29 protein-coding genes are annotated in these 24,917 nt (G+C 63.2%); 18 read left to right on the plus strand and 11 right to left on the minus strand.

The features are described 5' to 3' along the window. Nucleotides 1–34: 34 nt before the first annotated feature. Nucleotides 35–1,090: a CmpA/NrtA family ABC transporter substrate-binding protein gene (locus P0X85_RS10480; RefSeq protein ID WP_275812566.1), complete on the minus strand. Its 1,056-nt coding sequence runs from the start codon at nucleotides 1,088–1,090 to the stop codon at nucleotides 35–37. Continuing rightward, nucleotides 1,087–1,671, minus strand: a complete 585-nt coding sequence (locus P0X85_RS10485) for an ANTAR domain-containing response regulator (RefSeq protein ID WP_275812569.1) — start codon at nucleotides 1,669–1,671, stop codon at nucleotides 1,087–1,089. The genes P0X85_RS10480 and P0X85_RS10485 overlap by 4 nt, the downstream gene beginning before the upstream one ends. 266 nt (nucleotides 1,672–1,937) lie before the next feature. On the opposite strand from P0X85_RS10485, the gene P0X85_RS10490 reads away from it, so the two are divergent. Continuing rightward, a complete protein-coding gene (locus P0X85_RS10490) occupies nucleotides 1,938–3,383 on the plus strand; it encodes a hypothetical protein (RefSeq protein ID WP_275812572.1) in 1,446 nt (481 codons plus the stop codon). A gap of 3 nt (nucleotides 3,384–3,386) precedes the next feature. Here P0X85_RS10490 and parE read toward each other — a convergent pair whose 3' ends face one another. Both parE and P0X85_RS10500 read right to left on the minus strand, forming a co-directional pair. Beyond that, nucleotides 3,387–5,348 carry a DNA topoisomerase IV subunit B gene (parE, locus tag P0X85_RS10495; protein WP_275812575.1) on the minus strand — a complete coding sequence of 654 codons (1,962 nt, stop codon included), beginning with the start codon at nucleotides 5,346–5,348 and terminating at the stop codon, nucleotides 3,387–3,389. A 224-nt stretch (nucleotides 5,349–5,572) separates the two neighbouring features. Then, complete coding sequence (locus tag P0X85_RS10500) at nucleotides 5,573–6,238, minus strand: glutathione S-transferase family protein (RefSeq protein ID WP_275812578.1); 666 nt, start codon at nucleotides 6,236–6,238, stop codon at nucleotides 5,573–5,575. Nucleotides 6,239–6,398: 160 nt separating this feature from the next. Here P0X85_RS10500 and ppk2 point away from each other — a divergent pair, with 160 nt between their 5' ends. The 5 genes from ppk2 (at nucleotide 6,399) to P0X85_RS10525 (ending at nucleotide 10,842) form a co-directional block, all read left to right on the plus strand. Beyond that, a complete protein-coding gene (gene ppk2 / locus P0X85_RS10505; protein ID WP_275812581.1) occupies nucleotides 6,399–7,478 on the plus strand; it encodes a polyphosphate kinase 2 in 1,080 nt (359 codons plus the stop codon). Nucleotides 7,479–7,561: 83 nt separating this feature from the next. After that, nucleotides 7,562–8,164: an SAM-dependent methyltransferase gene (locus tag P0X85_RS10510; protein ID WP_275812584.1), complete on the plus strand. Its 603-nt coding sequence runs from the start codon at nucleotides 7,562–7,564 to the stop codon at nucleotides 8,162–8,164. A gap of 128 nt (nucleotides 8,165–8,292) precedes the next feature. Beyond that, a complete protein-coding gene (locus P0X85_RS10515; protein WP_275812587.1) occupies nucleotides 8,293–8,757 on the plus strand; it encodes a c-type cytochrome in 465 nt (154 codons plus the stop codon). A 3-nt stretch (nucleotides 8,758–8,760) separates the two neighbouring features. Further along, nucleotides 8,761–9,366: a cytochrome b/b6 domain-containing protein gene (locus P0X85_RS10520; RefSeq protein WP_275812590.1), complete on the plus strand. Its 606-nt coding sequence runs from the start codon at nucleotides 8,761–8,763 to the stop codon at nucleotides 9,364–9,366. Between the two features lie 117 nt (nucleotides 9,367–9,483). After that, complete coding sequence (locus P0X85_RS10525; RefSeq protein WP_275812593.1) at nucleotides 9,484–10,842, plus strand: MATE family efflux transporter; 1,359 nt, start codon at nucleotides 9,484–9,486, stop codon at nucleotides 10,840–10,842. Here the strand turns inward: P0X85_RS10525 and P0X85_RS10530 are convergent. Continuing rightward, complete coding sequence (locus P0X85_RS10530) at nucleotides 10,839–11,255, minus strand: hypothetical protein (RefSeq protein ID WP_275812596.1); 417 nt, start codon at nucleotides 11,253–11,255, stop codon at nucleotides 10,839–10,841. The genes P0X85_RS10525 and P0X85_RS10530 overlap by 4 nt on opposite strands. 35 nt (nucleotides 11,256–11,290) lie before the next feature. Further along, on the minus strand, nucleotides 11,291–12,493 hold the full coding sequence (locus tag P0X85_RS10535) for a pyridoxal phosphate-dependent aminotransferase (protein WP_275812599.1): 1,203 nt from the start codon (nucleotides 12,491–12,493) through the stop codon (nucleotides 11,291–11,293). Nucleotides 12,494–12,575: 82 nt separating this feature from the next. Between P0X85_RS10535 and P0X85_RS10540 the strand changes: the two genes are divergently transcribed. From P0X85_RS10540 to P0X85_RS10560, 5 genes are all read left to right on the plus strand, one after another. Further along, nucleotides 12,576–12,953 (plus strand): helix-turn-helix domain-containing protein, encoded by a 378-nt coding sequence (locus P0X85_RS10540; RefSeq protein ID WP_275812602.1) that lies wholly within the window; start codon nucleotides 12,576–12,578, stop codon nucleotides 12,951–12,953. After that, on the plus strand, nucleotides 12,950–13,222 hold the full coding sequence (locus tag P0X85_RS10545) for an FAD assembly factor SdhE (protein WP_275812605.1): 273 nt from the start codon (nucleotides 12,950–12,952) through the stop codon (nucleotides 13,220–13,222). The genes P0X85_RS10540 and P0X85_RS10545 overlap by 4 nt, the downstream gene beginning before the upstream one ends. Nucleotides 13,223–13,337: 115 nt before the next feature. After that, a complete protein-coding gene (locus tag P0X85_RS10550) occupies nucleotides 13,338–13,841 on the plus strand; it encodes a MarR family winged helix-turn-helix transcriptional regulator (RefSeq protein WP_275812608.1) in 504 nt (167 codons plus the stop codon). A gap of 102 nt (nucleotides 13,842–13,943) precedes the next feature. Next, complete coding sequence (locus tag P0X85_RS10555; protein WP_275812612.1) at nucleotides 13,944–15,101, plus strand: serine hydrolase domain-containing protein; 1,158 nt, start codon at nucleotides 13,944–13,946, stop codon at nucleotides 15,099–15,101. 22 nt (nucleotides 15,102–15,123) lie between these two features. After that, nucleotides 15,124–15,504: a DUF2237 family protein gene (locus tag P0X85_RS10560; protein ID WP_275812614.1), complete on the plus strand. Its 381-nt coding sequence runs from the start codon at nucleotides 15,124–15,126 to the stop codon at nucleotides 15,502–15,504. On the opposite strand, the gene epmA is transcribed toward P0X85_RS10560, so the two are convergent. Beyond that, nucleotides 15,501–16,544, minus strand: a complete 1,044-nt coding sequence (gene epmA / locus P0X85_RS10565) for an EF-P lysine aminoacylase EpmA (RefSeq protein WP_275812617.1) — start codon at nucleotides 16,542–16,544, stop codon at nucleotides 15,501–15,503. The two genes, P0X85_RS10560 and epmA, sit on opposite strands and share 4 nt — an antisense overlap. A gap of 100 nt (nucleotides 16,545–16,644) precedes the next feature. Between epmA and efp the strand changes: the two genes are divergently transcribed. Then, on the plus strand, nucleotides 16,645–17,214 hold the full coding sequence (efp, locus tag P0X85_RS10570) for an elongation factor P (RefSeq protein ID WP_275812620.1): 570 nt from the start codon (nucleotides 16,645–16,647) through the stop codon (nucleotides 17,212–17,214). A 55-nt stretch (nucleotides 17,215–17,269) separates the two neighbouring features. On the opposite strand, the gene P0X85_RS10575 is transcribed toward efp, so the two are convergent. Both P0X85_RS10575 and P0X85_RS10580 read right to left on the minus strand, forming a co-directional pair. Next, complete coding sequence (locus P0X85_RS10575) at nucleotides 17,270–17,503, minus strand: thioredoxin family protein (protein ID WP_275812623.1); 234 nt, start codon at nucleotides 17,501–17,503, stop codon at nucleotides 17,270–17,272. A gap of 12 nt (nucleotides 17,504–17,515) precedes the next feature. Then, on the minus strand, nucleotides 17,516–18,526 hold the full coding sequence (locus P0X85_RS10580) for a permease (RefSeq protein ID WP_275812626.1): 1,011 nt from the start codon (nucleotides 18,524–18,526) through the stop codon (nucleotides 17,516–17,518). A 124-nt stretch (nucleotides 18,527–18,650) separates the two neighbouring features. Here P0X85_RS10580 and P0X85_RS10585 point away from each other — a divergent pair, with 124 nt between their 5' ends. Further along, nucleotides 18,651–19,409 carry an SDR family NAD(P)-dependent oxidoreductase gene (locus tag P0X85_RS10585; protein ID WP_275812630.1) on the plus strand — a complete coding sequence of 253 codons (759 nt, stop codon included), beginning with the start codon at nucleotides 18,651–18,653 and terminating at the stop codon, nucleotides 19,407–19,409. A 33-nt stretch (nucleotides 19,410–19,442) separates the two neighbouring features. Here P0X85_RS10585 and irrA read toward each other — a convergent pair whose 3' ends face one another. Next, nucleotides 19,443–19,859, minus strand: a complete 417-nt coding sequence (gene irrA, locus P0X85_RS10590; protein ID WP_275812928.1) for an iron response transcriptional regulator IrrA — start codon at nucleotides 19,857–19,859, stop codon at nucleotides 19,443–19,445. A gap of 167 nt (nucleotides 19,860–20,026) precedes the next feature. Here irrA and fabA point away from each other — a divergent pair, with 167 nt between their 5' ends. The 4 genes from fabA (at nucleotide 20,027) to P0X85_RS10610 (ending at nucleotide 23,352) form a co-directional block, all read left to right on the plus strand. Further along, complete coding sequence (fabA, locus tag P0X85_RS10595; protein WP_275812634.1) at nucleotides 20,027–20,536, plus strand: bifunctional 3-hydroxydecanoyl-ACP dehydratase/trans-2-decenoyl-ACP isomerase; 510 nt, start codon at nucleotides 20,027–20,029, stop codon at nucleotides 20,534–20,536. A 27-nt stretch (nucleotides 20,537–20,563) separates the two neighbouring features. After that, on the plus strand, nucleotides 20,564–21,793 hold the full coding sequence (gene fabB, locus P0X85_RS10600) for a beta-ketoacyl-ACP synthase I (RefSeq protein ID WP_275812637.1): 1,230 nt from the start codon (nucleotides 20,564–20,566) through the stop codon (nucleotides 21,791–21,793). 20 nt (nucleotides 21,794–21,813) lie between these two features. Then, entirely contained in the window at nucleotides 21,814–22,602 is a 789-nt protein-coding gene (locus tag P0X85_RS10605; protein WP_275812640.1) for an enoyl-ACP reductase FabI, read from the plus strand. A 78-nt stretch (nucleotides 22,603–22,680) separates the two neighbouring features. Continuing rightward, nucleotides 22,681–23,352 (plus strand): haloacid dehalogenase type II, encoded by a 672-nt coding sequence (locus tag P0X85_RS10610; RefSeq protein WP_275812643.1) that lies wholly within the window; start codon nucleotides 22,681–22,683, stop codon nucleotides 23,350–23,352. A gap of 3 nt (nucleotides 23,353–23,355) precedes the next feature. On the opposite strand, the gene P0X85_RS10615 is transcribed toward P0X85_RS10610, so the two are convergent. After that, nucleotides 23,356–23,946 (minus strand): hypothetical protein, encoded by a 591-nt coding sequence (locus P0X85_RS10615; RefSeq protein WP_275812646.1) that lies wholly within the window; start codon nucleotides 23,944–23,946, stop codon nucleotides 23,356–23,358. Nucleotides 23,947–24,006: 60 nt separating this feature from the next. Between P0X85_RS10615 and P0X85_RS10620 the strand changes: the two genes are divergently transcribed. Next, nucleotides 24,007–24,840 carry an alpha/beta fold hydrolase gene (locus tag P0X85_RS10620; protein WP_275812649.1) on the plus strand — a complete coding sequence of 278 codons (834 nt, stop codon included), beginning with the start codon at nucleotides 24,007–24,009 and terminating at the stop codon, nucleotides 24,838–24,840. Nucleotides 24,841–24,917: the final 77 nt, after the last annotated feature.

A 24,917-nucleotide genomic window follows, 5' to 3' on the forward strand; every position in this document is an offset into this window, starting at 1 on the left:
TCAGCATAACCACGAAAGCCGCCTGATCATGACCTCAGGCCATCTGGGAAATTACACCACCTTGACGGACGCTACCGTAGAGATCGGTGCGGCAAAGCCGTCGGGCGGCATCCGCCGCAGCTTTGCGGTCGAGCCCGTTGCGGGCCGCCAGACGCGTGGCGATCAAGGCCGCCTGAGAGGCCCAGGGGTAGGTCGCGGCACCCTCGAAAAACTCCAGATAGCCCGGCGCCCGCCGCATCTCACCGCGCTGCGAAATGACAAGGCTTCCCGTCAAAGAGCGCTCGATGATTTCGGCGGGCATGTCAAGATAGCCCGGCTGAGCAAGGATTTCGGCTGCGCTCATCCGGTTCTCAGGGCGCGAAAGCCAGCGCCCCGCGCGCCACGTCGCCCGCATCAGGCGCGCGGTCAGGTCCGGTTCGGCTTCGGTCCAGTCATGGCGCACCGCCAAAACCTTTTCCGGAGAGAACGCCCGGATCGCCGTGCCGGGCAGCAGCAATTCGCCCACTTCCGTTTCGACCGCGATCGACCCCCATGGAGCGCCGACGCAAAAGGCGTCGATCTCGCCTTCGGCCATGGCCTCGGCCATCAGCTGCGGCGGAACGGTGCGGATATCCAGATCGGCGGGGGCCGAAAGCCCAAGCGCGCCGAGCCAGTGATAGAGCAGCTCCGCGTGCATCGAAAAGGGGAAGGGCATGCCGATGCGCAGCCGCGAGGGGGCGACCGCGATCAGTGCGCGCCCCGCCGCCGCCGCGTCGGCAAAGTCGAACTCGTAGCCTTGCGCGCGCATCTTCGCCGCCAGATCACGCGACACACCGATGGCGTTGCCGTTGACCGAAAGCACCTGAAGGATGTCGATCCGCGTCGCGGGTCCGCTGAGCCCTAGCGCCATGGCGACCGGGATCGGTGCGAGCATATGCGCCGCCTCGATCTGACCCATTGCGAGCATATCGCGCAACGTGGCCCAGGAGGGTGCCGCCTGTAGCGCAAGGGAAAAGCCCTCTTCCTCGGCAAAGCCAAGCTCGTGCGCGACGATCAGGGGGGCGGCATCGACCAGAGGAATGAAGCCAACGGTGAGGGTCGCGGAACTCATGACAGCAGCCCCGCAGTAGACACGAGCGCTTCGGCCACATCGGCCACGCGGCGGCCCTGATCTATGGCCGCCTTGCGCAGCAGCGCGTAGGCGGCGTCCTCGTCGATCCCGCGCGCCTTCATCAGAACCCCCTTGGCGCGGTCGATCACCTTGCGTTCCTCGAGCGCACGCTTGGTTGCGGCCAGTTCTGCGCGCATGCGGTGGAACATGTGAAACCGCGCGATCGCGGCGTCGAGGATCGGCTTGATCCGATCGGCGCGCAATCCGGCGACGACGTAGGCCGAGACCCCCGCCTCGATCGCGGCCTTGGTCATCCCCTCATCCTCGCGGTCCACGAACATGGCAACCGGACGCTCAAGCGGCCCCGAGGCCGACGCAAGTTCCTCAAGCATGTCGCGCGAGGGATTGGCCATGTCGATCAGCACCACGTCGGGGTTCAGATCGCGGATGCGTCGCGCAAGCCCCGAGGTCTCGATGATCGGGGTGATGGCGAAATCTCCGGCCTCGCGCAGGCTTGCCTCGATCAGAGTGGCCCGTTCGGGATCGGTTTCGACAAGGGCGATAGAGAGTTTTTCGGGCATGGCGCTGGTCCTTTGCGCCTCACCTAGTCACCTGTGGCCTCTTTGGGCAATCAGGCTGTCATCCCGCAAACGGCAGGCGTGACTATTGCGCAAAACGTGGGCGTCGGCGGCCGCTTCCGTTCAAAAAATATGCGATGCGTGAAGCGTCGGGTGGTGACGAAAGAGACTCACGGGCGTGGAATTTGCGCGAGAGCTCGGCGGATGCGGGGATTTCTTATTGTATCTCAAGGACAAATTTCCCGCGCGCGCTTACACTTGGACGATAAATGCGGAGGTCGATCATGCATGTGCGCAGTTTGATGGGAAACAGCTTTCTGGTTGCGGTCTTCGTGGGGGTGTCTTGGGCATCGCTCGCGCCAGTCGCCGCGCAGCCGGTCGAAACTGTGCAGGCCAGTGCGCCGTCCGACCTGCGCGCACGTGGCGAGGCGCTGATTTACGGTCAGGGCGATGTGACGGCGGATGTGCCTGCGGGGCTTGCGCTTTTGGGGCAGGCGGCTGAACAGGGCGATCTGGCGGCCAAGGCGAGCCTTGGGAAGATCTTGCTCGACGGCTATTACACGGCGGCTGACACGGAGCGCGCGCTGGGCCTTTTGGAAGCGGCGGCGCAGGGCGGTCATGCCAAGGCCCGGATGAGTCTCGGCGGGGCGTTGCTTTGGGGGACGGGCACGGAACCCAATCCGGAACGGGCCCGCACCCTGCTGCAACTTGCCGCAGACGCTGGCGAGCGCGAGGCGCAGCGTATTCTGGGTGAGCAACTGATCGGCGGCTGGGTGTATCCGCGCGATGTGGAGGCGGGCCTGCCTTTGCTTGAGGCGGCCGTTGCTGCGGGTGATGTGCCCGCGCGCGTCGCGCTCGGGGATTTCCTGCTCTACGGGATCGGCCTGCCCAAGGATGAGCTGCGCGCGCTTGCGCTTTATGAAGAGGTGGCGGCCAAGGGGAATGGCAAGGGGCTGATGCATTACGGTGAGGCGCTGATGTGGAGCGAACGCGATGCCTCTGCCGCAGAGGAATATCTCGAACGCGCTGGCAGCCTCGGGCAGGGGCATGCGTGGTCGATCCTCGCCGAAGGGGCGATGTATGGCTATCTCGGCGGCGGCAATTTCTCGCGACACAAGTTCGATGGTTATGCGGAGAAGGCGCGGGCGGCGGGCGATCCGCAGGTCGAGGTGCTCGATGCGATCCGTCAGATGTGGGGTATCTCGATGGTGGCCAGCGGTCCGAAAACGCTTGAGCGGTTGCATGAAGCGGCCGCGGGCGGGAATGCCGAGGCCGCGACCTTCCTCGTAGAGCTTCTGCGAGACGGCAATGCGATGAACGTTATGAAGGACCGAGACGCCGCGCGCGCCGCGCTTGCGCAATACGGGCCTCTGCTCGATCCGCTCGATCAGGCGCGCTATGCGTGGACCATCGACGCAGCCGAGGCGCGCCGCCCTTCGGCTTATGCAAAGATTGCAGAGGCTTTCGTCGAAAACCCCGAATGGAAAACCGCTTGGCTTGGTCGTGCGCTCTACAAGGCGAGCCCGAACAGTGCGATCTATATCCTGCAAAGCCAGATGAAAGCCGATGGGCTCTATCGTGGGCCGCTGGACGGGTTGGCCGGACCGCTTACGCTTCGTGGACTCTACCGCGCCTGCCGCGCGCTGGACGATGCGAGCGCCTGCGATGACAGCGTGCTGCGGCCCGACGTGATCGGGACGCTCCTGATGCGGTAAGCCTCAGACGTCGAGGTCTTCGACGAAGCGGGCGTTTTCTTGGATGTACTGGAAGCGCAGTTCGGGTTTCTTGCCCATCAGCCGTTCCACCAGATCGCCCGTTTCGTTGGGGAACTCGTCGTCGATGGTCACCCGGATCAGCTTGCGCGTCTCGGGGTTCATCGTCGTGTCCTTCAGGTCCTTGGCGTCCATCTCGCCAAGACCCTTGAAGCGCTGCACGTCGATCTTGCCCTTGCCGCCCAGACCCTTTGCGAGCCACTGCTCCTTCTCGGCATCGTCGGCCACATAGAGCCGCCGCGCGCCCTGCGTCAGCCGGTAGAGCGGCGGGCAGGCGAGATAGAGATGCCCCTTGTCGATCAGCGGGCGCATCTGGGTGAAGAAGAAGGTCATCAGAAGGCTTGCGATATGCGCGCCGTCCACGTCTGCGTCGGTCATGATGATGACCTTGTCGTAACGCAGATCGTCCACGCTGAACCGTGCGCCGAGGTTCACCCCAAGCGCCTGCGTGAGGTCGTTGATTTCCTGGTTCGAGCCGAGTTTGCTCGAGGCCGCGCCCAGCACGTTCAGGATCTTACCGCGGAGCGGCAGAAGCGCCTGTGTTTTGCGGTCGCGCGCCATCTTGGCCGAACCACCTGCCGAGTCGCCCTCGACGATAAAGAGTTCCGTGCCCTCGCGGTTGGTGGCCGAGCAATCGACCAGCTTGCCGGGCAGGCGCAGTTTCTTGGTGGCGGTCTTGCGCTGGGTCTCTTTTTCCTGACGCCGCCGCAACCGTTCTTCGGCGCGCAGCACAAGGAAATCGAGGATCGCGCCCGCCGATTTCGTATCCGAGGCCAGCCAGTTGTCGAAATGGTCGCGCACCGAGGACTCGACCCATTTCTGCGCCTCTTCGGTGGACAGCCGGTCCTTGGTCTGGCCGACGAAGGACGGTTCGCGGATGAAGATACTCAGAAGCGCGCAGCCCCCGGTCGTGAGGTCCTCGCGGGTGATCTGCGCGGCCTTCTTGTTGTTGGTTAGCTCCCCATAAGCCTTCACCCCCTTGAGGAGCGCAGCCCAGAAGCCGCTCTCATGGGTGCCGCCTTCGGGGGTGGGCACGGTGTTGGTATAGGAATAGATGAAGCCGTCCCGTGCGGGGGTCCAGTTGATTGCCCATTCGACCGAACCGGGCACGCCGAATTTCTCTTCAAAGCTGACTTTGCCTGCGAAAGGCTTGTCCGCATAGGTCATGGTGCCGTTCAGCACCTCGTTGAGATAATCGGACAACCCGTTCGGGAAATGGAACGTAGCCTCGACCGGGGTCTCGCCGTCGTCGATCTCGGATTTCCAGCGGATCTCGACGCCCGAGAAGAGATACGCCTTGGAGCGGACCATCTTGAACAGCCGCGCGGGCTTGAGCGTCAGGTGCCCGAAAATCTCGGGGTCGGGGTGGAATGTCACCGTGGTCCCGCGACGGTTCTGCGTGGGGCCGAGCTTTTCGACCGGGCCTTGCGGCTTGCCGCGCGAGAAGCGTTGCTCGAACAGTTCCTTGTTGCGCGCGACCTGCACGATCATCAGGTCCGAGAGCGCATTCACAACTGACGAACCCACCCCGTTCAGACCGCCCGAGGTCGAATAGGCCTTGTTCGAGAACTTGCCGCCGGCGTGGAGCGTGCAGAGGATCACCTCCAGCGCCGATTTGCCGGGGAACTTCGGGTGCGGATCGACCGGGATACCCCGCCCGTTGTCGCGCACGGTGACCGAGCCATCGGCTAGCATCTCGACCTCGATGCGGTTCGCGTGGCCGGCCACGGCCTCGTCCATCGAGTTGTCGAGAATTTCGGCTACCATGTGATGGAGCGCGCGTTCATCGGTGCCGCCAATATACATGCCCGGACGCTTGCGCACCGGCTCCAGCCCCTCGAGCACCTCAATTGAGGAGGCGTCATAGGTGGTCTGCTCCGGTTGCGAAGAGAGAAGGTCGTCGGCCATGCTGCTCGCTTTCTGTGGTAGCTTTGGCGCCAAGAGATACAGCACCTTGGGGCGGCGGGGCAAGGCAAGAGCGCCCGAAGAGGGGGCGCTGCCCCCACGCGCGTGCCGCGCTCACCCCCGGAATATTGCGGGTTTGATGAAAGCAGACGCGTTTTGATGTCACGCTGCCGGAAATATCCTCGGGGGTGAATTTGCCCGAGGCAAAGAGGGGGCGGACAGCCCCCTTAGGCGGGTTCGGTCTCGCGGTTGGCCCACATTTTCTTGAAGGCCGGGCGGGCCTGGCACAGCTCGAGCCAGCCCGTGATGCGGGGATATGCCGCCATCAGCGCCTTGTGCGGCTGCGCGTAGCGCACGATTTCCGCCATGTTGATATCGGCCACAGTGAAGCGCCCGCCCACCATGTGGCTATGGGTTTCGAGATGAGCCTCGAGTGCTGCGAAAGGGCGTTGCAGCTTGTCGGCATTGGCTTCGATGATGCGTTGCCCGCCTTCGGTCTCGCCCTTGGCATAGGCGAACATGATCTCGAGCGCGGGCTCCTCGATGGCGGTTGCACCATAGAGTGCCCATTGCACCATTTGCGCTTCCTCACGGGCATCGCGCGGGGCCAGCGGGCCGCCGAGTTTGCGGGCAAGATAGAGGTTGATCGCAAGCGACTCGGAGAGGATCAGGCCCTCGTCCTCAAGCACCGGGATTGCGCCCGCTGGCGAGAGCTTGAGGAATTCCGCGCTGCGCGTGTTGAAGGGCGCGTCCGCTGCCGACGGGTCGATCCCACGCGCTTCAAGCCGGTAGGCCTGAACGACGGGTTTGAGGGTGAACTCCGCTTCCAGCTCGTGAAGCAGCCAAAGGTTGCGCGTCGCGCGCGAGCGGTGCATGCCGTAAAGTGTGATCATGGGGGCTCCTGCCGTATGTCGGGACAGCCTGCCCGAAGCCGCTGGCGATGGAAAGGCCCGGCGCGCCACGTTTTCTGTCAGTTTTGACCCGCATCAAGGCGGGGTTTGCCATTCGCTGCTAGAGTCCATGCGATTTCACAGGATGATCGGAGGGACGCGTATGGCAGATCAAATCGCGAATGGGGCGGTGCAGGCCAAGCCTGAGGCACCGCAGGGAGAGGTCAGTGCAAAGTCGGGTGCCGCTGTGCCTGTAACGAAACCCGCAGACCCTGCAGAGCCGCATCCGGCGGTGGTGCCGGGCGCGGCTGGCGATACGGGGCTGCGCAGCTTCCCGCGGGTTGACCCGAACGCGGTTCGGCTGGCCTTCGAGACTGGCAAATACCCCTACAGCCGCAAGCTGGGTCGTCCGGCCTATGAGCACGAAAAGGCGCAGCTTCAGGCCGAGCTTCTCAAGGTTCAGAAATGGGCGCAGGAGACCGGGCAGAAATTCGTGATCCTCTTCGAAGGGCGCGATGCGGCGGGCAAGGGCGGCACGATCAAGCGCTTCACCGAGCATCTCAATCCCCGTTTCGCGCGCGTCGTGGCGCTCAACAAGCCGACCGACGAAGAGCGCGGGCAGTGGTATTTCCAGCGCTATATCAATCATCTCCCGACCGAGGGCGAGATGACCTTCTACGACCGTTCGTGGTATAACCGCGCGGGTGTTGAGCGGGTGATGGGGTTCTGCTCTCCGACCGAGTATCTGGAGTTCATGCGCCAGACCCCCGAGCTTGAGCGGATGCTGGTGCGCTCGGGAATTCGGTTCTACAAATACTGGTTCTCTGTCACGCGCGAAGAGCAGCGCCGGCGCTTCAAATCGCGTGAGACCGACCCGCTCAAGCGGTGGAAACTGTCGCCGATCGACCTTGCGTCACTCGACAAGTGGGACGACTACACCGAGGCGAAAGAGGCGATGTTCTTCTACACTGACACCGCCGACGCCCCTTGGACCATCGTCAAGTCGAACGACAAGAAGCGGGCGCGGCTGAACTGCATGAAGCATTTCCTGTCGACGCTGGATTACCCGGATAAGGATCACGACATTGCAACGCCGCCCGATCCGCTGATCGTGGGCCATGCGAGCCACGTGATCCATTCGGCCGATCATATCCTCGGCGCGTCGCTCCATCCTGAACAGCGCAAGGCACCCGCGAAGGTGAAAACGGCGAAAGTAACGAAGCCAGCCCCGGCGACCAAGTGATCCTTGCTCCGATCGAGACGGGCGCGGCAATGTCTTGTTGCGCCCGTCTTGTTTTGGCAGCCTGAACGCGTAAAGGGGGGCGCATGAGCTGGGACGACCGGTTTTCGGGTGAACGCTATTTCTATGGCACCGAGCCTGCGGATTTCGTCGCGCGGCAGGCATGGCGGATCACGCCTGGCGCGCGGGTTCTGAGCCTTGCCGAGGGCGAGGGGCGCAATGCTGTCCATCTTGCCGGTCTCGGTGCAGAGGTGACCGCGCTCGAGGCTTCGGCGCCTGCGCGGACCAAGGCCGGGGCGTTGGCGCGGGCGCAGGGCGTGAGCCTCAATGTGCAGGCGGCGGATCTGTTTGCCTATGACTGGCCCGAGGCCGCCTATGACGTCATTCTCGCCTGCTTTATCCAGTTTGCGCCCCCAGCGGAGCGGAGCCGTATCTTCGCGGGTGCTGCGCGAGCCTTGCAGCCCGGAGGGTTGATGCTGATCCACGGGTTTGCCACGCGTCAGCCGGGCTATGGTTCGGGCGGTCCGGGGGCGGTTGAGCAGCTTTACACACTCGACCTTTTGCGAAGGGCCTTCCCCGGCTGGCGGGTCTTGCATCAGGCGGATTACGATGCAGAATTGTGTGAGGGCGCTGGCCATGTGGGGCGCGCGGCCCTGATTGATTTCATTGCACAAAAACCAGTCGATTGAACCGGATCAGCGACATTTTTTCGCTTGCGGACGGTTTGTCGCAGGGGTTTCGTGACTATGTCACGCCAGATTTGCGGGCCTGTCCCGTAGATGTTTTCAGACATGCATTTTCAATGAGGGAGACCATGATGCGTAAATTCATGACCGCAGCACTTGCCACCGCGATGATCCTGCCTGCTGGGCTGGCCGTGGCCGGAGGCCCCGAGGATATCGCCAAGGCGCGGATTGGCTATTACCGCCTGCTTGGGCTCGAGATGGACGGGCTGGCTGCGATGGCCAAGGGCGAGATCGACTATGACGCCGAAGCCGCCAAGGGCCATGCCGCCAATCTCTCGGTTCTGACCCAGTATTCCCCCAAGGGTCTGTTCGCGCCGGGCACCTCCAATGCCGATCTGCCGGGGCAGACCCGCGCGCTCCCGGTGATCTGGGAGAACATGGCCGCGATGGGTGAAAAGGGCGCGGCCTTCCGGTCGGCGGTTGCGGAACTCGCGGCGGTCGCCGGGGACGGGCGCGAGGCGCTTGGTCCGGCGGTCGGCAAGCTCGGTGGCACCTGCAAGGCCTGCCACGACGATTTCCGCGCCAAGGATTACTGAGCCATGGCGTCGGATCAGACCACGGGGGCGGGCGCTTCGGCGCCAACCCCTTCCGCCGAGCAGATATGGGACCCGGTGGTGCGGATTTTCCACTGGGCCTTGGTCATTGCTTTTGTCGTGACCTTCGGGTTGGGTAAATTCGGCCCCGATCAGATGACACTCCATTTTTACGGCGGCTACACGATTGCCGCGCTTGTCGTGCTGCGGGTGATCTGGGGATTTGTCGGGCCGAGGAACGCGCGGTTCACGAACTTTGTCAAAGGTCCGGGCGCTGTGCTCGCCTATGCGCGCACGTTGCCAAAGCGCGCGCCGAGCCATTCGCGGGGGCATAATCCGGTCGGCGCGCTTTTCGTCGTCGGTATCCTGATCGTTCTGGGGTTGCAGGTCATGACCGGGCTTCTGGCCGATCCAGAGGATTACATCAATGTCGGGCCGCTTGCGAAATATGTGTCGATCGAGACTGCGCGCAAAGCGCTGGCCCTGCATGAGCCGCTGGGCATGATTGCCCTCATTGGCGTTGTGGCGCATATCGCCGCCATCGGCTTCTACAAGCGCTGGAAGGGCGAGAACCTCGTCACGCCGATGATCACCGGTCGCAAGAGCGATTGAGCGCAGACTGACTTCGGGTCCGGGGGTGCGAAGCCTCTGGACCTCGCCCCGCGGCGGCGCTAGCGTCGCGCGATGGTTTCCGAACAACTCGACAGACCTGCGGTTTCTGCCGCGCGGATGCCCCTGTCCGCTCATCTCCGCGCCGTTCTGGTGCTGGGGCTGCCTTTGATTGGGTCGAATGTGGCGCAAATGGCGCTGCATGTGACCGATACGGTGATGCTGGGCTGGTACGGGGTGAACGAACTGGCCGCCGGAGTGCTCGCGGCGGGGATGTTCTTTCTGATGTTCCTTCTGGGAACCGGCTTCGCCTTTGCCGTGATGGGGCGGGTTTCGGCGGCGCTGGGTGCGGGTGACGACACGCAGATGCGGCGCGATACGCGGATGGGGCTCTGGCTCTCGATGATCTTCGCGCTGCTGGCCTTCCCGGTATTCTGGTTTTCCGGGGCAATTCTGCGGCTTCTCGGGCAGGACCCGGCGCTCTCGGCCATGGCCGAGGCTTATCTGCGGGTGGCGTGGCTTGGCCTTGGCCCGGCGCTGGTGATTGCGACGCTCAAGAGCTATCTCGCCGCACAAGAGCGCGCGCAGGTCGTGCTTTGGATCACACTGGTGGGTGTGGCGCTGAATGTGGTGCTCAACTGGGCGCTGATCTTCGGGAATTGGGGGGCGCCGGAGCTGGGCCTGCAAGGCGCTGCCATTGCCTCGGTCGTGGTCGCGCTGACCGGCGCGATCATGGCCGCGCTTTATGCCGGGCTGGCCCCGGACCTGCGCCATGTCGGTCTTTTTCAACGGTTCTGGCGGCCCGACTGGGAGGCCTTCTGGTCAGTGGCAAGGATGGGTGTCCCGATCGGCCTCACCTCGGTGTTTGAGGCCACGATGTTTCAGGCCAGTGCGATCATGATGGGCTGGATCGGGGTGCGCGAACTTGCCGCGCATGGGATCGCGCTGGAACTCGCCTCGATCACATTCATGGTCCATATGGGGCTTTCGCATGCGGCGACCGTGCGCACTGGGCGCGCGCATGGTGCGGGGCTGGTCGAGCATATGCGCACGGGCGCCGTCGCCGCACATATGCTCTCCTTCTGTTTCGGCGTGTTGACGGTTGCGATCTTCCTTCTGTTCCCCGAGCAGCTCGTGGGTCTTTTCCTCGATGCGAGCGATGCAGAGGCCCCGGCCATCCTGCTCGTAGGGGTCGGCCTTCTGGCGATGGCCGCGCTGTTCCAGATCTTCGATTCGCTTCAGGTCATGGCGATCGGGCTGTTGCGCGGGGTGCAGGATACGCGCGTGCCGATGTGGATCACGCTCACCGCCTATTGGGCGCTGGGCGTTCCGGCAAGCTATCTGCTGGCCTTCGTTTTTGGCTGGGGGCCGAAGGGGCTGTGGCTCGGTCTGATGGTGGGGCTGGCGGCTGCGGGGGGCGCTTTGGCGTGGCGGTTCTGGACCGGCCCCTGGATGCGCCCCGTGGCCGCGCGGCCTTAATCGGCGGGACTGTCCGAGCGCATGAGGCGGTCGGCTTTCTTGCGAACCAGCACCGTGCGCAGGTCGTGCATCGCCAGCAAGAGATCGTCCGTCACCCGCTCCAGCTGGGCATCGGTGGCTTTGGATTGCACCCAATGCGTCGTCAGGTTGAGGTAATCGACCGCGCGCAGAATGTCGTCGATATCGCGCTCGGCCAAAAGCGCGACCCGCGCCTCCATCCATTCCCGGATCGCCGCCATGTCTTCAGGGGTCAGCGCTCGGTCGCCCTGTGGCTTGATTTCGCCATTCTTGACGTTGACGGTCGCGATCTGATCCATCTCGATCCGCCGCTGCCGGTTCTCGGAGTCGATCCGAAACACGATCGCGCCGTTTTCCTTAACGCGGAAATAATAGTCCGGCAGATCGCCCGCCATTCTGGTCCTCACTTCGTTCTGGCCGTTGATCGGCCTTATGACAGCCCTTCGCAAAAGGCTTTGATCCGGGTGCAGGCGTCTTTCAGCGCCGCGTCCGAGGTAGCGTAGCTGATGCGGAAGTTGGGCGAAAGCCCGAAGGCCGCACCGAACACCACCGCGACACCGGTTGCTTCGAGCAGTTGCGTTGCGAAAACCTCGTCATCAGTGATCTCGACACCGCTCGGCGTGCGCTTGCCGATCAGCCCGGCAATCGAGGGGTAGACATAGAACGCGCCCTCTGGCGTCGGGCATGTCAGGCCGGGGCAATCGTTGAGCATCCCCACCACGAGATCGCGGCGGCGTTGAAAGGCGACGCGGCTGGTGGCGAGATAATCCTGCGGACCGTTCAGCGCCTCGACCGCGGCCCATTGGCTGACCGAGCACGGGTTCGAGGTCGATTGCGACTGCACCTTGCGCATCGCCGCGATCAGGGGTTCGGGTCCGGCCGCGTAACCGATCCGCCAGCCCGTCATCGCATAGGCCTTGGAGACCCCGTTGACGGTCAGCGTCCGGTCATAAAGACGCGGCTCGACCTCGGCGGGGGTGCAGAAGGTGAACCCGTCGAAGGCGAGGTGTTCATACATGTCATCCGTCATCACCCAGACATGCGGATGGCGCAGCAGGACATCGGTCAGCGCCTTCAGCTCGTCGCGCGCATAGCCCGCGCCCGAGGGGTTCGAGGGCGAGTTGAACAGGAACCACTTCGTCTGCGGCGTGATCGCAGCCTCCAGCGCCTCTGCGCTGATCTTGTAGCCCCGTCCGGGATCGCCCGGCACGAACACCGGAGTGCCGCCACCGATCTTGACCATGTCGGGATAGCTCACCCAGTAGGGCGTCGGGATAATCACCTCGTCGCCCGGGTTGAGCGTGGCCAGCAGCGCGTTGAAAAGGACCTGCTTGCCGCCCGACGAGACCGATACTTGCGCGGGGGAATAGTCGAGCCCGTTCTCACGCTTGAACTTCGCGCAGATTGCGGCCTTGAGTTCCGGGATGCCATCGACGGCAGTATATTTCGTCTTGCCCGCATGGATCGCGGCGATGGCCGCATCCTTTATGTTTGTGGGCGTGTCGAAATCCGGCTCGCCCGCCGAGAGGCCGATCACGTCGCGCCCGGCCGCTTTCAACTCGGCGGCCTTGTTGGTCATGGCGATGGTCGGCGAGGGCTTCACCCGGGCCAGCGTGTCGGAAAGGAAGGCCATGGCGTCGCCCCTTGGTTTGTATCTTGGTCCTGAACCTCTTAGGGTCGGGACCGAGAGCGATCAAGCGAAAGAGGAGGCAGCGATGAACGATTGGTATGAAGCGGCGCAGGCAACTTTCGGGGACCGGCTGGCCGGCGCGCGTGAAGCGGCCGGTTTGACGCAAGATGCGCTGGCCGAACGGCTTGGTGTGCAGTCCGATACCATTGCCGCATGGGAGGAAGACCGTGACGACCCGCGCGCAAACCGCCTTCAGATGGTGGCGGGGATGCTCAACGTGTCGCTGATGTGGCTACTGACCGGAGAGGGCGAAGGACTTGACGGACCGCCCGGCGCGGTGGCACAGGCAGATGCGGAGCGCGAGACGCTGCGCGAGATCCGCGACATTCGCACGGTGCTGGCGGAACTCGATGCGCGGCTCGACCGGCTCGAGCGCAAGTTGACAACGGGGGAGCCCCAATGACCGAGACCCATGACGCGCGGCTCAAACGGATGAAAATGCGTAGCTGGCGCCGGGGGACGAAGGAAATGGACCTGATCCTTGGGCCCTATGCGGATGCGACGCTTGCGCAGATGGGGGCGGAGCGGCTCGATCTTTATGATCGGCTGCTCGAGGAGAACGATCAGGATCTTTATCCTTGGGTCTCGGGCACGCAGCCTTGCCCGGGCGAATATCTGGAACTCCTGACCGAGATCGCGGCCTTTGCGCGGGCGCGCCACGGCACGGCCTGATCGCGGGTTTCGCGCGCAATCGTCAAAAATTTTCCGTTTCCGGTCTGTTCTTAACCGCTCGTTCGCCTTTTTGCGCGAAACCTGTGGACGGGCAGCGAGAGATGCGGAGAAAATAATGACCTTGCAGACCCCTGTAATGCATGATGCCGCCCCCCATCCGGGGGTCATGGCGGGCTATCTCGACAGTCTTTCACTGGTTGAGCGGTTGCACCGGCTGCTGCTGGATGTGGTGAAGGATGAATTCGAACGGCTTGGCCTGCTCGACATCAACCCGGTTCAGGCGCTCTTGCTGTTCAATGTCGGCGATAATGAGGTGACGGCAGGCGAGTTGAAAAGTCGCGGCTATTACCAAGGCTCGAACGTTTCTTACAACCTCAAGAAGTTGGTGGAAGCCGGATACATGCACCATCAACGCTGTGAGATTGATCGCCGCTCTGTGCGTGTCCGTCTGACCGCAAAGGGGCGCGATATGCGTGATGCCGTAGCGGCCCTGTTTGAGCGGCATGCGGTCGGCATGGAAACCCGCGGCGTCATCACGTTCGACATGATGGATGAGCTGAACCGCACCCTGCGCCGGATGGAGCGTTACTGGACCGATCAGATCCGCTATATCTACTGAGCGTTCATCTGCGGAGCGATCGGGGTCATCCTCTGCGTGCCGCTACGGCTCTCTTGCGTCATGCCGGCCCTGCATGGTTCCTTGCTCGGGGGAGGATGGATCATGCGTATCATTCGGATCGCGCTGCGTGCGGCGCTTGTTCTCGCGGTTCTGCTGGCCGGGCTGGCGCTGTGGAAGCGCGAGGAGTTGGGGCGACTGCTCGCGGTCAATACCCTGTTCGAGGCCGAGAACATCGTCGAGAATTTCTCGCATATGGACCGGCTGTTCCATCATCGTGTGCTGGACAGGGGCACGGGACCGGTGGCGCCTTTGCCGAGCGGCGCGGCGATGACTCTGCCTCCTGACGCGCAAGAGTGGATCACGCGCCGCGCCGTGACAGCGCTGGTGGTGTTGCGCGAGGGTGCGTTGGTGCATGAGAGCTACCACCTTGGCACCGGGCCCGAGGACCTGCGGATCAGTTGGTCGGTGGCGAAATCTGTGCTTTCGGCCCTGTTCGGCACGCTTCATGCTGATGGCACTCTAGCTGATCTCGACGCTCAGGTCGTCGATTTTGCGCCGGATTTGCGGGGTTCGGCCTATGAGGGCGCGACGATCCGGGACGTTCTGACGATGTCGTCTGGCGTTGCCTTCAATGAGGACTATCTGGATTTCAATTCTGATATCAACAAGATGGGCCGGGTGCTGGCGCTTGGCGGTTCGATGAACGCCTTTGCCGCGTCTTTGGCAGCCCGGGCGGCGGAACCGGGCGCGCGGATGCATTATGTTTCCATCGACACGCATGTGCTTGGCATGGTGATCGCGGGGGCGACGGGGCGCGACCCGGTCGATCTCATGCAGGAGCGGATCGTGGCGCGCATGGGCCTTGAGGCGTCGCCCATAATGCTCACCGATGGTGACGGCACCGGGTTCGTTCTGGGCGGGCTCAATCTGCGCACCCGCGATTACGCGCGGATCGGGCAGATGTTCTTGCAAGGCGGCCAATGGCAGGGCGAACAGATCGTGCCCGCTGATTGGGTCGCGGCCTCGACCCGGCATCAGGCGCCGGGCGGCGCGGGCTATGGCTATCAATGGTGGGTGCCGGTCGACAGTGCCCAACACGGCAACGACTATCAGGCGCAGGGCATCTACGGGCAGTTCATCTATGTGAACCCCGAAACGCGCACTGTGATTGCCGCCAATATGGCCGACCGGAACTTCGAGGATGCCGGGGTGGATGCGGAAAACCTTGCCATGTTCCGGGCAATTGCGCAGTCTGACTAGACCGCCGCCCGGAGGCCCGCCGATGGAGATGCTGCCAGCAGTCAACGTGCTGGGCGGGGTTTTGCAGCCCTGCTCGATGACCCCGCGCACCGGGTTCTTTCGGGATGGGCTGTGCAACACTTGCTGGGAGGATGCAGGCAGCCACACGGTCTGCGTGATCGTCACGGATGAGTTTTTGGTCTGGTCAAGCTATGTCGGCAACGATCTTGTGACCCCGCGCCCGGAGTTCGACTCTCCGGGGCTGAAGCAGGGGGACCGATGGTGTCTGTGCGCCGGACGGTTCCTCGAAGCGCATGACGAGGGCTGTGCGCCGCAGGTCGTGCTGGAGGCCACGCATGAGCGTGCGCTTCGGGTGGTGTCGCTTGAAATCCTGCGCGACCACGCCTTTCGTGGCGAGGTTTAGGCGCTGGCGACGGGTGCCCAGAGCACATCCGTGATCTTCGGGGCGCCGGTTGCGAGCATCACCAGCCGGTCGAAGCCAAGCGCGATGCCGCTGGCGGCGGGCATGATCTCAAGAGCCGCGAGAAAATCCTCGTCGAGCGGGTAACGCTCGCCATAGAGGCGTTCTTTCTCGTCCATCTCGGCCTCGAAGCGGCGACGCTGTTCGGCCGCGTCGGTCAACTCGCCGAACCCGTTGGCCAGTTCCACCCCGCAGGCATAAAGCTCGAACCGTTCAGCCACGCGCGGATCGTCGGGGGCCGGGCGGGCGAGTGCCGCCTCGGCCACGGGGTAGCGGTCGAGGATCGTCGCGCGGCCATGACCCAGATGTGGTTCCACCATACCCACAAGCACCTTGGACACCATGTCCGACCAACTGTCATCGGGCGCCGTGGCTATCCCGCGTGCAGTGCATTGCGCGCGCAGCGCGTCGGCATCGGTGGCGCCGCCCACAGCGCAGGTCGCCAGCAGGTCGATCCCGGCGAAACGGGTGAACGCATCGGCGACCGAAAGCCGCTCGGGCTTGGCGAAGGGATCGCATTCGATCCCGCCATGACGCAGGACCGTGCTGCCCGCAGCCTCGGCGGCAAGCCGCAGGAACGCCCCGCAATCCTCCATGAGCCGGGTGTAGTCTTCACCCGCGCGATACCATTCGAGCATGGTGAATTCGGGCGCGTGGCGCGGCCCGCTCTCGCGATTGCGCCAGACATGTGAAAACGCCGCGATACGCGGCTCCCCGGCGGCGAGCAGTTTCTTCATCGCGAATTCGGGCGAGGTGTGCAGATACATCCGCCGGGCCACCCCGTCATGGCCGATCGCATCGGTGGCGAAAGCGTGCAGATGCGCCTCATTGCCGGGGCTGACCTGAAGCGCGGGCGGGTCCATTTCGACGAAGCCTTCGACCGCGAGCCAGCCCCGGATCGCGCCCTGAATCCGGTTGCGCGCCAGCAATGCGGGGCGGCGGTCGGCGTGACGGTCGGGGTGCCACCAGGGACGTTCGGTCATGTCAGCGGCTTTCTGGCTGGAAATTCCGTTCCGAATGGTTTAGGCGCGATGCCAGCCGGGCGCCAGAGCCTGCCACCCGTTATTCGCAAGGAACCATACCATGGCCAAAGTGATCGCCTCGCAACTGCGCAAGGGCAATGTGGTCGAGATCAACGAACAGCTCTATGTCGTGCTGACCGCCCAGAACTTCCACCCCGGCAAGGGCACGCCCGTGACGCAGGTCGACATGCGCCGCATCTCGGACGGGACCAAGGTTTCGGAGCGCTGGAAGACCACGGATTCGGTTGAGCGCGCGCATGTGGAAGAAAGCGAATATGACTTCCTCTACGAGGATGGTGAAGGCTTCCACTTCATGAACCCCGAGAGCTACGAGCAGGTCACGGTTTCCGAGGATGTCATCGGCGACTCCAAGGTTTTCCTGCGTGACGGTATCCGTTGCTTCCTCAAGCTGCACGGCGACAACGTGATCGCGATCGAACTGCCGCAGAAGGTGGTGGTCGAGGTCGAGGAAACCGAACCTGTCGTGAAAGGCCAGACGGCGTCCTCGTCCTATAAACCTTCGACCTGCACCGGCGGTATCCGCGTGATGGTTCCGCCGCATATCGGCGTGGGTACCCGGATCGTCATCACGACCGAAGACAATTCCTACGTGGAACGCGCGAAGGACTGACCCTTCGAGCTTTTTGATCCAAAGGCGCCCTTCGGGGCGCCTTTTGCGTTTTGGCTCAGCCGTTCATAAGCGCCGCGATTTCGTCCGCCGAAAGGACTTTGCCCGAGGTGACAACCTTTTCGTCGATCACAAGAGCCGGGGTCGACATCACGCCATAGGCCGCGATCTGAGCGAAATCGGTGACCTTGCTGACCTCGCCCGTTCGTCCGGCTTGCGCCAGTGCAGCTTCGGCATTGGCGGCGAGGGTTTGGCATTTGCGGCAGCCGGAACCGAGGATCTTGATCTGCATGATTGGTCCTTTCTAGGCCATCAGAAGCGGAATAAGGGCGTTGAAGACATAGCCAGTCAGGATGATCCCGACGGTAACGATTGCGACGAAGAGCGTAAGCAAGCGCATCCGAACCACGCGGCGCAACAGGATGAGCGACGGCAGCGAGAGGGCCGTCACGGCCATCATGAAGGCCAGCACCGTGCCCGTGCCGACACCTTTCCCGACCAGCGCCTCGGCGACGGGGAGCGTTCCGAAGATGTCGGCATAAACCGGCACGCCCGCGACCACCGCCAGCGGCACCGCCCACCATTTGTCTTGGCCCAGCACGCCGTCGATGAGCGCCTGCGGAATCCAATTGTGGATCAGTGCGCCGACCGCAACACCGATCAACACGTAGGGCCAGACCCGTCCGACGATATCGACCAACTGCTCGCGGGCATAAGCCAGCCGCATCCGACGGGTGAGCGGCGCGCCGGGGTCTCCGTTATGCACGGGGGCCGCATAGACGAAGGGCTCGACCTCACTCTCCATATGGATCGCACCGATCAGAGCACCGCCAGCGACCGCCAGCACCACACCCAGCACGACATAGGCCAGCGCCGCAGGCCAGCCGATGATGCCCGCAAGCAGGATTACCGAGGCCAAATCGACGAGTGGCGAGGAAATCAGGAAGGCGAAGGTGACCCCTAGCGGCAGCCCGGCGGCGACGAAGCCGATGAACAGAGGGATCGACGAGCAAGAGCAGAAGGGCGTCACCGTGCCCAGAAGGGCTGCGAGGGTCAGCGCGCCCAAGCCCCGTCTGCCGCCCAAGATCGCGCGCGAGCGCTCGGGTGGGAAGTAGCTTTGCACATAGGACAGAGCAAAGATCATCGAGCCGAGAAGGATCAAGATCTTGATCACGTCATAGGCGAAGAAATGCAGGCTCCCGCCCCAGCGACCGAGCGGGTCGATGCCGATTGCCGTCAGCATGGCAGCCACGAGATCGGAGAGCCACTCCATCCTCAGAATCTGGTCGTTGAACCATGAAAACACGTCGCGCATTCTGGGCCTCTTGCCACCCAGAGAGTTTACCCGGATCTCTGAATGAGGGCCTTGATCCAGATCGAATCCACGGCTGGACGGCTCGATTGTTTGTGCCCATGTTGGGGCCCAACAGGAGGATCACATGCAAGACCACTTCGCACAGTATCCGAGCCTCAAGGGCAAGACCGTTCTGGTGACCGGTGGGGCTTCAGGGATCGGGGCCGAGATTGTCGAGGCCTTTGCCGCGCAGGGCGCGAAGGTCGGGTTCATCGATTTTGACCGTGAGACGAGCGAGGCGCTTTGCGCGCGCTTGGGCGCGGCGGTGAGTTGGGCGCATGCCGACCTGCGTGACATCGAGGCGTTGCGGGCGGCAATCTCGGCTCTGCGTGCGCGGATCGGCCCCGCGCAGGTTCTGGTGAACAATGCCGCGCGCGACGATCGCCACGATTGGCGTGATGTGACGCCGGAGTATTGGGACGAGCGGATGGATGGCAACCTGCGCCACATGTTCTTCGCCATTCAGGCGGTGGCGCCCGATATGATCGCGGCGGGTGGAGGCTCGATCATCAATATGGGCTCGAATTCATGGTGGGAAGCGGTCGGGAACTTTCCGGCCTACGCGACCGCCAAGGGGGCGGTGCACGGGCTCACGCGGACCATGGCGCGCGACCTCGGGCAGCATCGTATCCGGATCAACACTGTGGTTCCGGGCTGGATCATGACGGAGCGGCAAAAGACCCTCTGGGCCACGCCCGAAGCGCTTGAGAAGCATCGGCAGGATCAATGCCTGCCTGATCTGATCGAGCCTGTCTATGTCGCGCGGATGGTGCTGTTTCTGGCCTCGGATGACGCGGCCATGTGCACCGCCAGCAACTTCATGGTTGAGGCGGGGTCGATCTGAGCGAGGTCGTCTGTATGGTCCGGGCGGCGCGGCTCAGAGCTTGCGCACGCGGATCACGACATCCACGCGGCTGATCTCGGTGCCCTTGGGCGGGGCGGGGATCCGGGCAAGCTCCAGCTCCCCGGAGGGGGCATCGGAAATCCGGTTCTCGTCTTCCCAGAAGTAATGCGGATGGTCGTCCATGCGCGTATCGAAATACGAGCGCGTGCCATCCACGGTGATCTCGTGCATCAGGCCCGCATCGCAGAAGGCGCGTAGGGTGTTGTAGACGGTTGCCAAAGAGACGCGCTCACCGGCATTGACGGCAGAGGCATAAAGGCTTTCTGCGGTGACATGGCGATCATGACCGTCGCCCACGAGCAACGTCGCCAACGAAAGCCGCTGGCGGGTCGGGCGAAGCCCACCTTCCGAAAGCCATTGCTGGCCGCGTTCCTGTTCAGCCGTCAACATCGTCTTCATGTTATCGTCGTCTCCCTGCGACAATATATGCACCCTGCGATCCCTTATTTCAATGCGCTTTTCGCATCAAAGCCGTTTGCTTGGCGGGGGCGGGCCTTGCGTGTGCGTCTGCGCGGGTGCTAGAGGAAAGCAAAGACAGCCTTCTGGGGGGACATCATATGGCAGGCTTTCCGACGAGCTTCGGGAAAGAAGATCTACTGAAATGCGCCCGGGGCGAGCTGTTCGGAGAGGGCAATGCCCAGCTTCCTGCGCCGCCGATGCTGATGATGGACCGCATCACCGAGATCTCGGGCGATGGCGGTGAGCACGGCAAAGGCCATGTGATCGCCGAGTTCGACATCACCCCGGACCTCTGGTTCTTCGACTGCCACTTCCCCGGCAACCCGATCATGCCGGGCTGCCTTGGTCTCGACGGGCTCTGGCAGTTGACTGGCTTCAACCTTGGCTGGCGTGGCTGGCAAGGGCGCGGCTATGCGCTTGGCGTGGGTGAGGTCAAGCTGACCGGCATGGTGCGCCCGGACCGCAAGATGCTGACCTACCGCGTGAATTTCACCAAGGCCGTGCAGACCCGCCGCCTGACCATGGGCGTTGCCGACGGGATCGTCGAGGCCGATGGCGAAGTGATCTATCAGGTCAAGGATATGAAGGTCGCTCTCTCCGAGAGCTGATCGCAACCATAATCAAGGAGGCTGCTCATGCGCCGCGTCGTTATCACCGGTCTGGGCGTCGTTTCGCCCATCGGCAACAATGCCGAAGAAGTCTCGGCCAGCCTGCGCGCGGGCCGCTCGGGCATCGTTTTCGCCCCTGAATATGCCGAGCATGGCTTCCGCAGCCAAGTCCACGGCATGCCGCAGATCGTGCTCGAAGATCATATCGACAAGCGTAACCTGCGCTTCATGGGCGCGGGCGCGGCCTATAACTTCATCGCCATGGAACAGGCGATCAAGGACTCCGGCCTTGAGGAGAGCGACATCTCGAACCCGCGCACCGGCCTGATCATGGGGTCGGGCGGTCCGTCGACCTCCAACTTCTTCCAGGCGCACCAGATCGTCATCGAGAAGGGCAGCCCCAAGCGGATGGGCCCGTTCATGGTGACGCGCTGCATGTCGTCGACGAACTCGGCCTGCCTCGCCACGCCGTTCAAGATCAAGGGCGTGAACTACTCGATCACCTCGGCTTGCTCGACCTCGGCGCATTGCATCGGTAACGCGGCCGAACTGATCCAGATGGGCAAGCAGGACGTGATCTTCGCCGGCGGCGGCGAGGAACTCGACTGGACCCTGTCGTGCCTCTTCGACGCGATGGGCGCGATGTCGTCGAAATACAACGACACGCCCGAAACGGCGGCACGCGCTTTCGACGCGACCCGCGACGGATTTGTCATCGCGGGCGGCGGCGGTGTCGTGGTGCTCGAAGAGCTTGAGCACGCCAAGGCACGCGGCGCCAAGATCTATGCCGAAGTGACCGGCTACGGCGCGACCTCGGATGGCTACGACATGGTGGCCCCGTCGGGTGAGGGCGGTGAGCGTTCGATGCGCCTGGCCGTTGCGACCCTGCCCGAAGGCCGCAAGATCAGCTACATCAACGCGCATGGCACCTCGACGCCCGCAGGCGACGTGACCGAGGTCGAGGCGGTTCGCCGCGTCTTCGGCGAGGGCAATGTGCCCCCGATCTCGTCCACCAAGTCGCTCACCGGCCACTCGCTCGGTGCAACCGGTGTCCACGAGGCGATCTATTCGCTGCTGATGATGGAGGGTGGCTTCATCACCGCTTCGGCCAACATCACCGAGCTGGATCCGGCGATCCGCCCCGAGGAAATTGCGACCGAACTGCGTGAGAATGTCGAGTTCGACTCGGTTCTGTCGAACAGCTTCGGCTTCGGCGGCACCAACGCGACGCTCGTCATGAGCAAGTTCAAAGACTGATCTTTCGGGGGACGACCGATATGGCGGATCTGATGAAGGGCAAGCGCGGCCTCGTGATGGGTGTTGCGAATGAGCGCTCGATCGCATGGGGCATCGCCTCGGCGCTGGCCGCCGAAGGGGCGGAACTGGCCTTTACCTATCAGGGCGAAGCCTTCGGCAAACGCGTGGAGCCGCTGGCGGCGTCGGTTGGGTCCGACCTGCTGGTCGATGTCGATGTGACCGACGAGGCCTCGCTTGACGCGGCCTTTGCCAAGATCGCTGATCGTTGGGGCAAGCTCGATTTTCTCGTCCATGCAATCGCCTTTGCCGACAAGAACGAGCTGGCGGGGCGTTTCAAGGATACCGGGCGTGAGAACTTTAAAACCGCGCTCGAGATCTCGTGCTACAGCTTCATCGACGTATCGCGCCGTGCGGCCGAACTGATGACCGATGGCGGTTCGTTGATCACGCTGACCTATGGCGGCTCCAACCGGGTGACGCCGTTCTACAACGTGATGGGGGTCGCCAAGGCCGCGCTGGAAAGCTCTGTGCGGTATCTGGCGAACGATCTGGGGCGTGAGAACATCCGCGTGAACGCGATTTCGCCCGGCCCGATGAAGACCCTCGCGGGGGCGGCGATCGGTGGTGCGCGCAAGACGTATCGCCACACCGAAGCGAACGCGCCGCTCGGCTCCAACGCCACGCTCGAGGCGGTCGGTGGCACGGCGGTTTACCTCTGCTCGGATTACGGTGCCTGCACCACTGGTGAGATCATCCGCGTTGACGGTGGCTACCACGTTCTGGGGATGCCGCAGGCGGACAATATCTGATAGGTCGGCAAACCGATCTGAGAGGGGCCTTTCGGGCCCCTTTTTTTCATGGCACCATTCGCCTTAGGAGGTGCCGCCATGTCCATTCAACTCGTTGTTTTCGATGCCTATGGAACGTTGTTCGACGTGGACGCGGCCGCCCGGGATATGTCCGCGACCGAGCCTCGTTTGGCAGATCTCTGGCCGCGTCTGGCCGCCGACTGGCGCCGCAAGCAGCTTGAATATTCGTGGCTGCGTGAGGTCATGGGCGACTATGTCGATTTCTGGCAGTTGACCCGGGACGGGCTCGATTGGGCGATGGCCGCACAGGGTTTGGATGACCCCGCGCTGGCCGAGAAACTGATGGGGCTCTACCGCGAGTTGCCAGCCTTTCCCGAGGTTCCGGCAATGCTCGATGCGCTGCATCATCGCGGCGTCGGGCGCGCGATCCTGACCAATGGGTCGCCTGATATGGTTGGGGCCGCGGTCCATGCGGCAGGCATCGGTCACTTGCTCGACGACGTGCTTTCCGTGGATTCTGTGAAACGTTTTAAGCCCGCCGCCGATGTCTACGCCCTCGTGGAGGCCCGCATGGGCGTCCCGCCAGATCAAGTGCTCTTTGTTTCATCCAACGGCTGGGATGCGGCGGGGGCGGCGCGCTTCGGGTTCCGGGTTGCGTGGGTCAATCGCGCGGGGCTTCCTGTGGATCATCTTCCCGCGCGCCCCACGCATCAACTGTCCGACCTTGCAGGTATTCCCGAACTTATCTAGAGGCTACTCTGGCGGGTTTCGTAGCTCTTCACGGAGTCGGTCGGACTGCTCGCGATAGGCTTTAGCGTCCCCAAATTCTGGGAACTCGCCGTAATAGCGATGGGTCCCCTTGACCCGGTGCGCATGCTTGATTGGGCACCAGAACTTCTCGGTTCGCCCGGCAACTTCGCGGGCATAGGCGATGACCCCGTTCCCGTAGCCGCAATAGACGCAGTTGAATTTCTGGATCGCGTTGAGATAGGCGAGATTTTGGCGGTCGATGACGATGTAGTCACCGCGCCGAACCTTGGCGATGCCGTAGATCGGGAAGCAGATCCACTGGTAGAGCGTGACGAAGAGATCAAGCAGTGCCAAGGGGATCACGACGGAATAGATCACCGGGGCGGTGAGGACGACCATCGGACGGGTGCGCCGCAGAAAGGTCGACCAGCGCACGCGCATCTGTCGGTGGGCGTCTTTAATGCCCTGATCGAAAACGATTTTCCGGCGCTCGAGGTGATAGCGCATCTCGGCCCGGCGCTTGTCCCATTCAGCTTCGATCTGGGTTTCGATTTCGGCGAGGCGGGCTTGCAGTTTTTCCAGCGTCTCGGGCATGACGGCGCTCCTGTTTGACGATAGGGTAGGCCCAAACGGCTTTGTGCCAAAGGGGGAATTATGTCGAAAACCCAATATTTTACGGCCGATGACGGGGCGAGGATCGCTTATCTGGACGAGGGCGAGGGGCTGCCGGTGCTGGCGTTGTCGGGATTGACGCGGAATGTGCATGATTTCGATTACGTCGCGCCGCATATGGTGGGATACCGGTTTATCCGGATGGATTACCGGGGGCGGGGGGCGAGCGACTTCACGGGGGCGGCGACCTATACGGTGCCGCGCGAGGGGCTGGATGCATTGCAGCTTCTGGATCATCTGGGGCTAAAAAGTGCAGCGATTCTAGGGACTTCGCGGGGTGGCTTGATCGGTTTGGTGCTGGCTGCGACGGCGAAGGATCGGATGCTTGGGCTGTGTTTGAACGATGTTGGGCCGGAGTTGGAGAGGGGGGGATTGGAGGTTATTTTCGACTATATCGGGCGCAACCCGGCGGCGGCGAGTTATGACGAGCTGGCGGCGAAATTACCCTTTATTATGAAGGGGTTCGAGGGCGTTTCGGCGGAGCGGTGGGGGCAGGAGGTGCGCCACCACTATATCGAGACGCCGAGCGGGTTGAAAATCAACTATGACCCGGCGCTGCGGGAGGCTTTCCTTGCGGCGTTCGAGGGGGAGATGCCGGACCTTTGGCCCTTGTTCGAGGCCTGCACGGGTCTGCCTATGTGCCTGATAAGAGGCGCAAATTCTGAACTTCTGAGCCGGGCGGCGGCGGATCGGATGCGGGCGGCGCGGCCCGATATGGTGTTCGCGGAAGTGCCCGGACGGGGGCATATCCCCTATCTCGACGAGCCGGAATCGGTGGCCGCACTCCACGCATGGCTGGGCAAAATCGAGGGCTGAGGGCGAAAGCCAGCTTTTAGCTGGTTTTGCGCCAGCTTTGCGCCAGATCGGTTTCCGGGTGGCCCGCGCGACCCCCA

The sequence above is a fragment of the Pseudothioclava nitratireducens genome (assembly GCF_029210495.1).
In the GTDB taxonomy this organism is placed as follows: Bacteria; Pseudomonadota; Alphaproteobacteria; order Rhodobacterales; family Rhodobacteraceae; genus Pseudothioclava; species Pseudothioclava nitratireducens.

Bases quoted from the DNA above. Each gene is read 5' to 3' on its own strand.
- P0X85_RS10480 (WP_275812566.1), bottom strand. From the start codon at position 1,090: ATGAGTTCCGCGACCCTCACCGTTGGCTTCATTCCTCTGGTCGATGCC.
- P0X85_RS10485 (WP_275812569.1), bottom strand. From the start codon at position 1,671: ATGCCCGAAAAACTCTCTATCGCCCTTGTCGAAACCGATCCCGAACGG.
- P0X85_RS10490 (WP_275812572.1), top strand. From the start codon at position 1,938: ATGCGGAGGTCGATCATGCATGTGCGCAGTTTGATGGGAAACAGCTTT.
- parE (WP_275812575.1), bottom strand. From the start codon at position 5,348: ATGGCCGACGACCTTCTCTCTTCGCAACCGGAGCAGACCACCTATGAC.
- P0X85_RS10500 (WP_275812578.1), bottom strand. From the start codon at position 6,238: ATGATCACACTTTACGGCATGCACCGCTCGCGCGCGACGCGCAACCTT.
- ppk2 (WP_275812581.1), top strand. From the start codon at position 6,399: ATGGCAGATCAAATCGCGAATGGGGCGGTGCAGGCCAAGCCTGAGGCA.
- P0X85_RS10510 (WP_275812584.1), top strand. From the start codon at position 7,562: ATGAGCTGGGACGACCGGTTTTCGGGTGAACGCTATTTCTATGGCACC.
- P0X85_RS10515 (WP_275812587.1), top strand. From the start codon at position 8,293: ATGCGTAAATTCATGACCGCAGCACTTGCCACCGCGATGATCCTGCCT.
- P0X85_RS10520 (WP_275812590.1), top strand. From the start codon at position 8,761: ATGGCGTCGGATCAGACCACGGGGGCGGGCGCTTCGGCGCCAACCCCT.
- P0X85_RS10525 (WP_275812593.1), top strand. From the start codon at position 9,484: ATGCCCCTGTCCGCTCATCTCCGCGCCGTTCTGGTGCTGGGGCTGCCT.
- P0X85_RS10530 (WP_275812596.1), bottom strand. From the start codon at position 11,255: ATGGCGGGCGATCTGCCGGACTATTATTTCCGCGTTAAGGAAAACGGC.
- P0X85_RS10535 (WP_275812599.1), bottom strand. From the start codon at position 12,493: ATGGCCTTCCTTTCCGACACGCTGGCCCGGGTGAAGCCCTCGCCGACC.
- P0X85_RS10540 (WP_275812602.1), top strand. From the start codon at position 12,576: ATGAACGATTGGTATGAAGCGGCGCAGGCAACTTTCGGGGACCGGCTG.
- P0X85_RS10545 (WP_275812605.1), top strand. From the start codon at position 12,950: ATGACCGAGACCCATGACGCGCGGCTCAAACGGATGAAAATGCGTAGC.
- P0X85_RS10550 (WP_275812608.1), top strand. From the start codon at position 13,338: ATGACCTTGCAGACCCCTGTAATGCATGATGCCGCCCCCCATCCGGGG.
- P0X85_RS10555 (WP_275812612.1), top strand. From the start codon at position 13,944: ATGCGTATCATTCGGATCGCGCTGCGTGCGGCGCTTGTTCTCGCGGTT.
- P0X85_RS10560 (WP_275812614.1), top strand. From the start codon at position 15,124: ATGGAGATGCTGCCAGCAGTCAACGTGCTGGGCGGGGTTTTGCAGCCC.
- epmA (WP_275812617.1), bottom strand. From the start codon at position 16,544: ATGACCGAACGTCCCTGGTGGCACCCCGACCGTCACGCCGACCGCCGC.
- efp (WP_275812620.1), top strand. From the start codon at position 16,645: ATGGCCAAAGTGATCGCCTCGCAACTGCGCAAGGGCAATGTGGTCGAG.
- P0X85_RS10575 (WP_275812623.1), bottom strand. From the start codon at position 17,503: ATGCAGATCAAGATCCTCGGTTCCGGCTGCCGCAAATGCCAAACCCTC.
- P0X85_RS10580 (WP_275812626.1), bottom strand. From the start codon at position 18,526: ATGCGCGACGTGTTTTCATGGTTCAACGACCAGATTCTGAGGATGGAG.
- P0X85_RS10585 (WP_275812630.1), top strand. From the start codon at position 18,651: ATGCAAGACCACTTCGCACAGTATCCGAGCCTCAAGGGCAAGACCGTT.
- irrA (WP_275812928.1), bottom strand. From the start codon at position 19,859: ATGTTGACGGCTGAACAGGAACGCGGCCAGCAATGGCTTTCGGAAGGT.
- fabA (WP_275812634.1), top strand. From the start codon at position 20,027: ATGGCAGGCTTTCCGACGAGCTTCGGGAAAGAAGATCTACTGAAATGC.
- fabB (WP_275812637.1), top strand. From the start codon at position 20,564: ATGCGCCGCGTCGTTATCACCGGTCTGGGCGTCGTTTCGCCCATCGGC.
- P0X85_RS10605 (WP_275812640.1), top strand. From the start codon at position 21,814: ATGGCGGATCTGATGAAGGGCAAGCGCGGCCTCGTGATGGGTGTTGCG.
- P0X85_RS10610 (WP_275812643.1), top strand. From the start codon at position 22,681: ATGTCCATTCAACTCGTTGTTTTCGATGCCTATGGAACGTTGTTCGAC.
- P0X85_RS10615 (WP_275812646.1), bottom strand. From the start codon at position 23,946: ATGCCCGAGACGCTGGAAAAACTGCAAGCCCGCCTCGCCGAAATCGAA.
- P0X85_RS10620 (WP_275812649.1), top strand. From the start codon at position 24,007: ATGTCGAAAACCCAATATTTTACGGCCGATGACGGGGCGAGGATCGCT.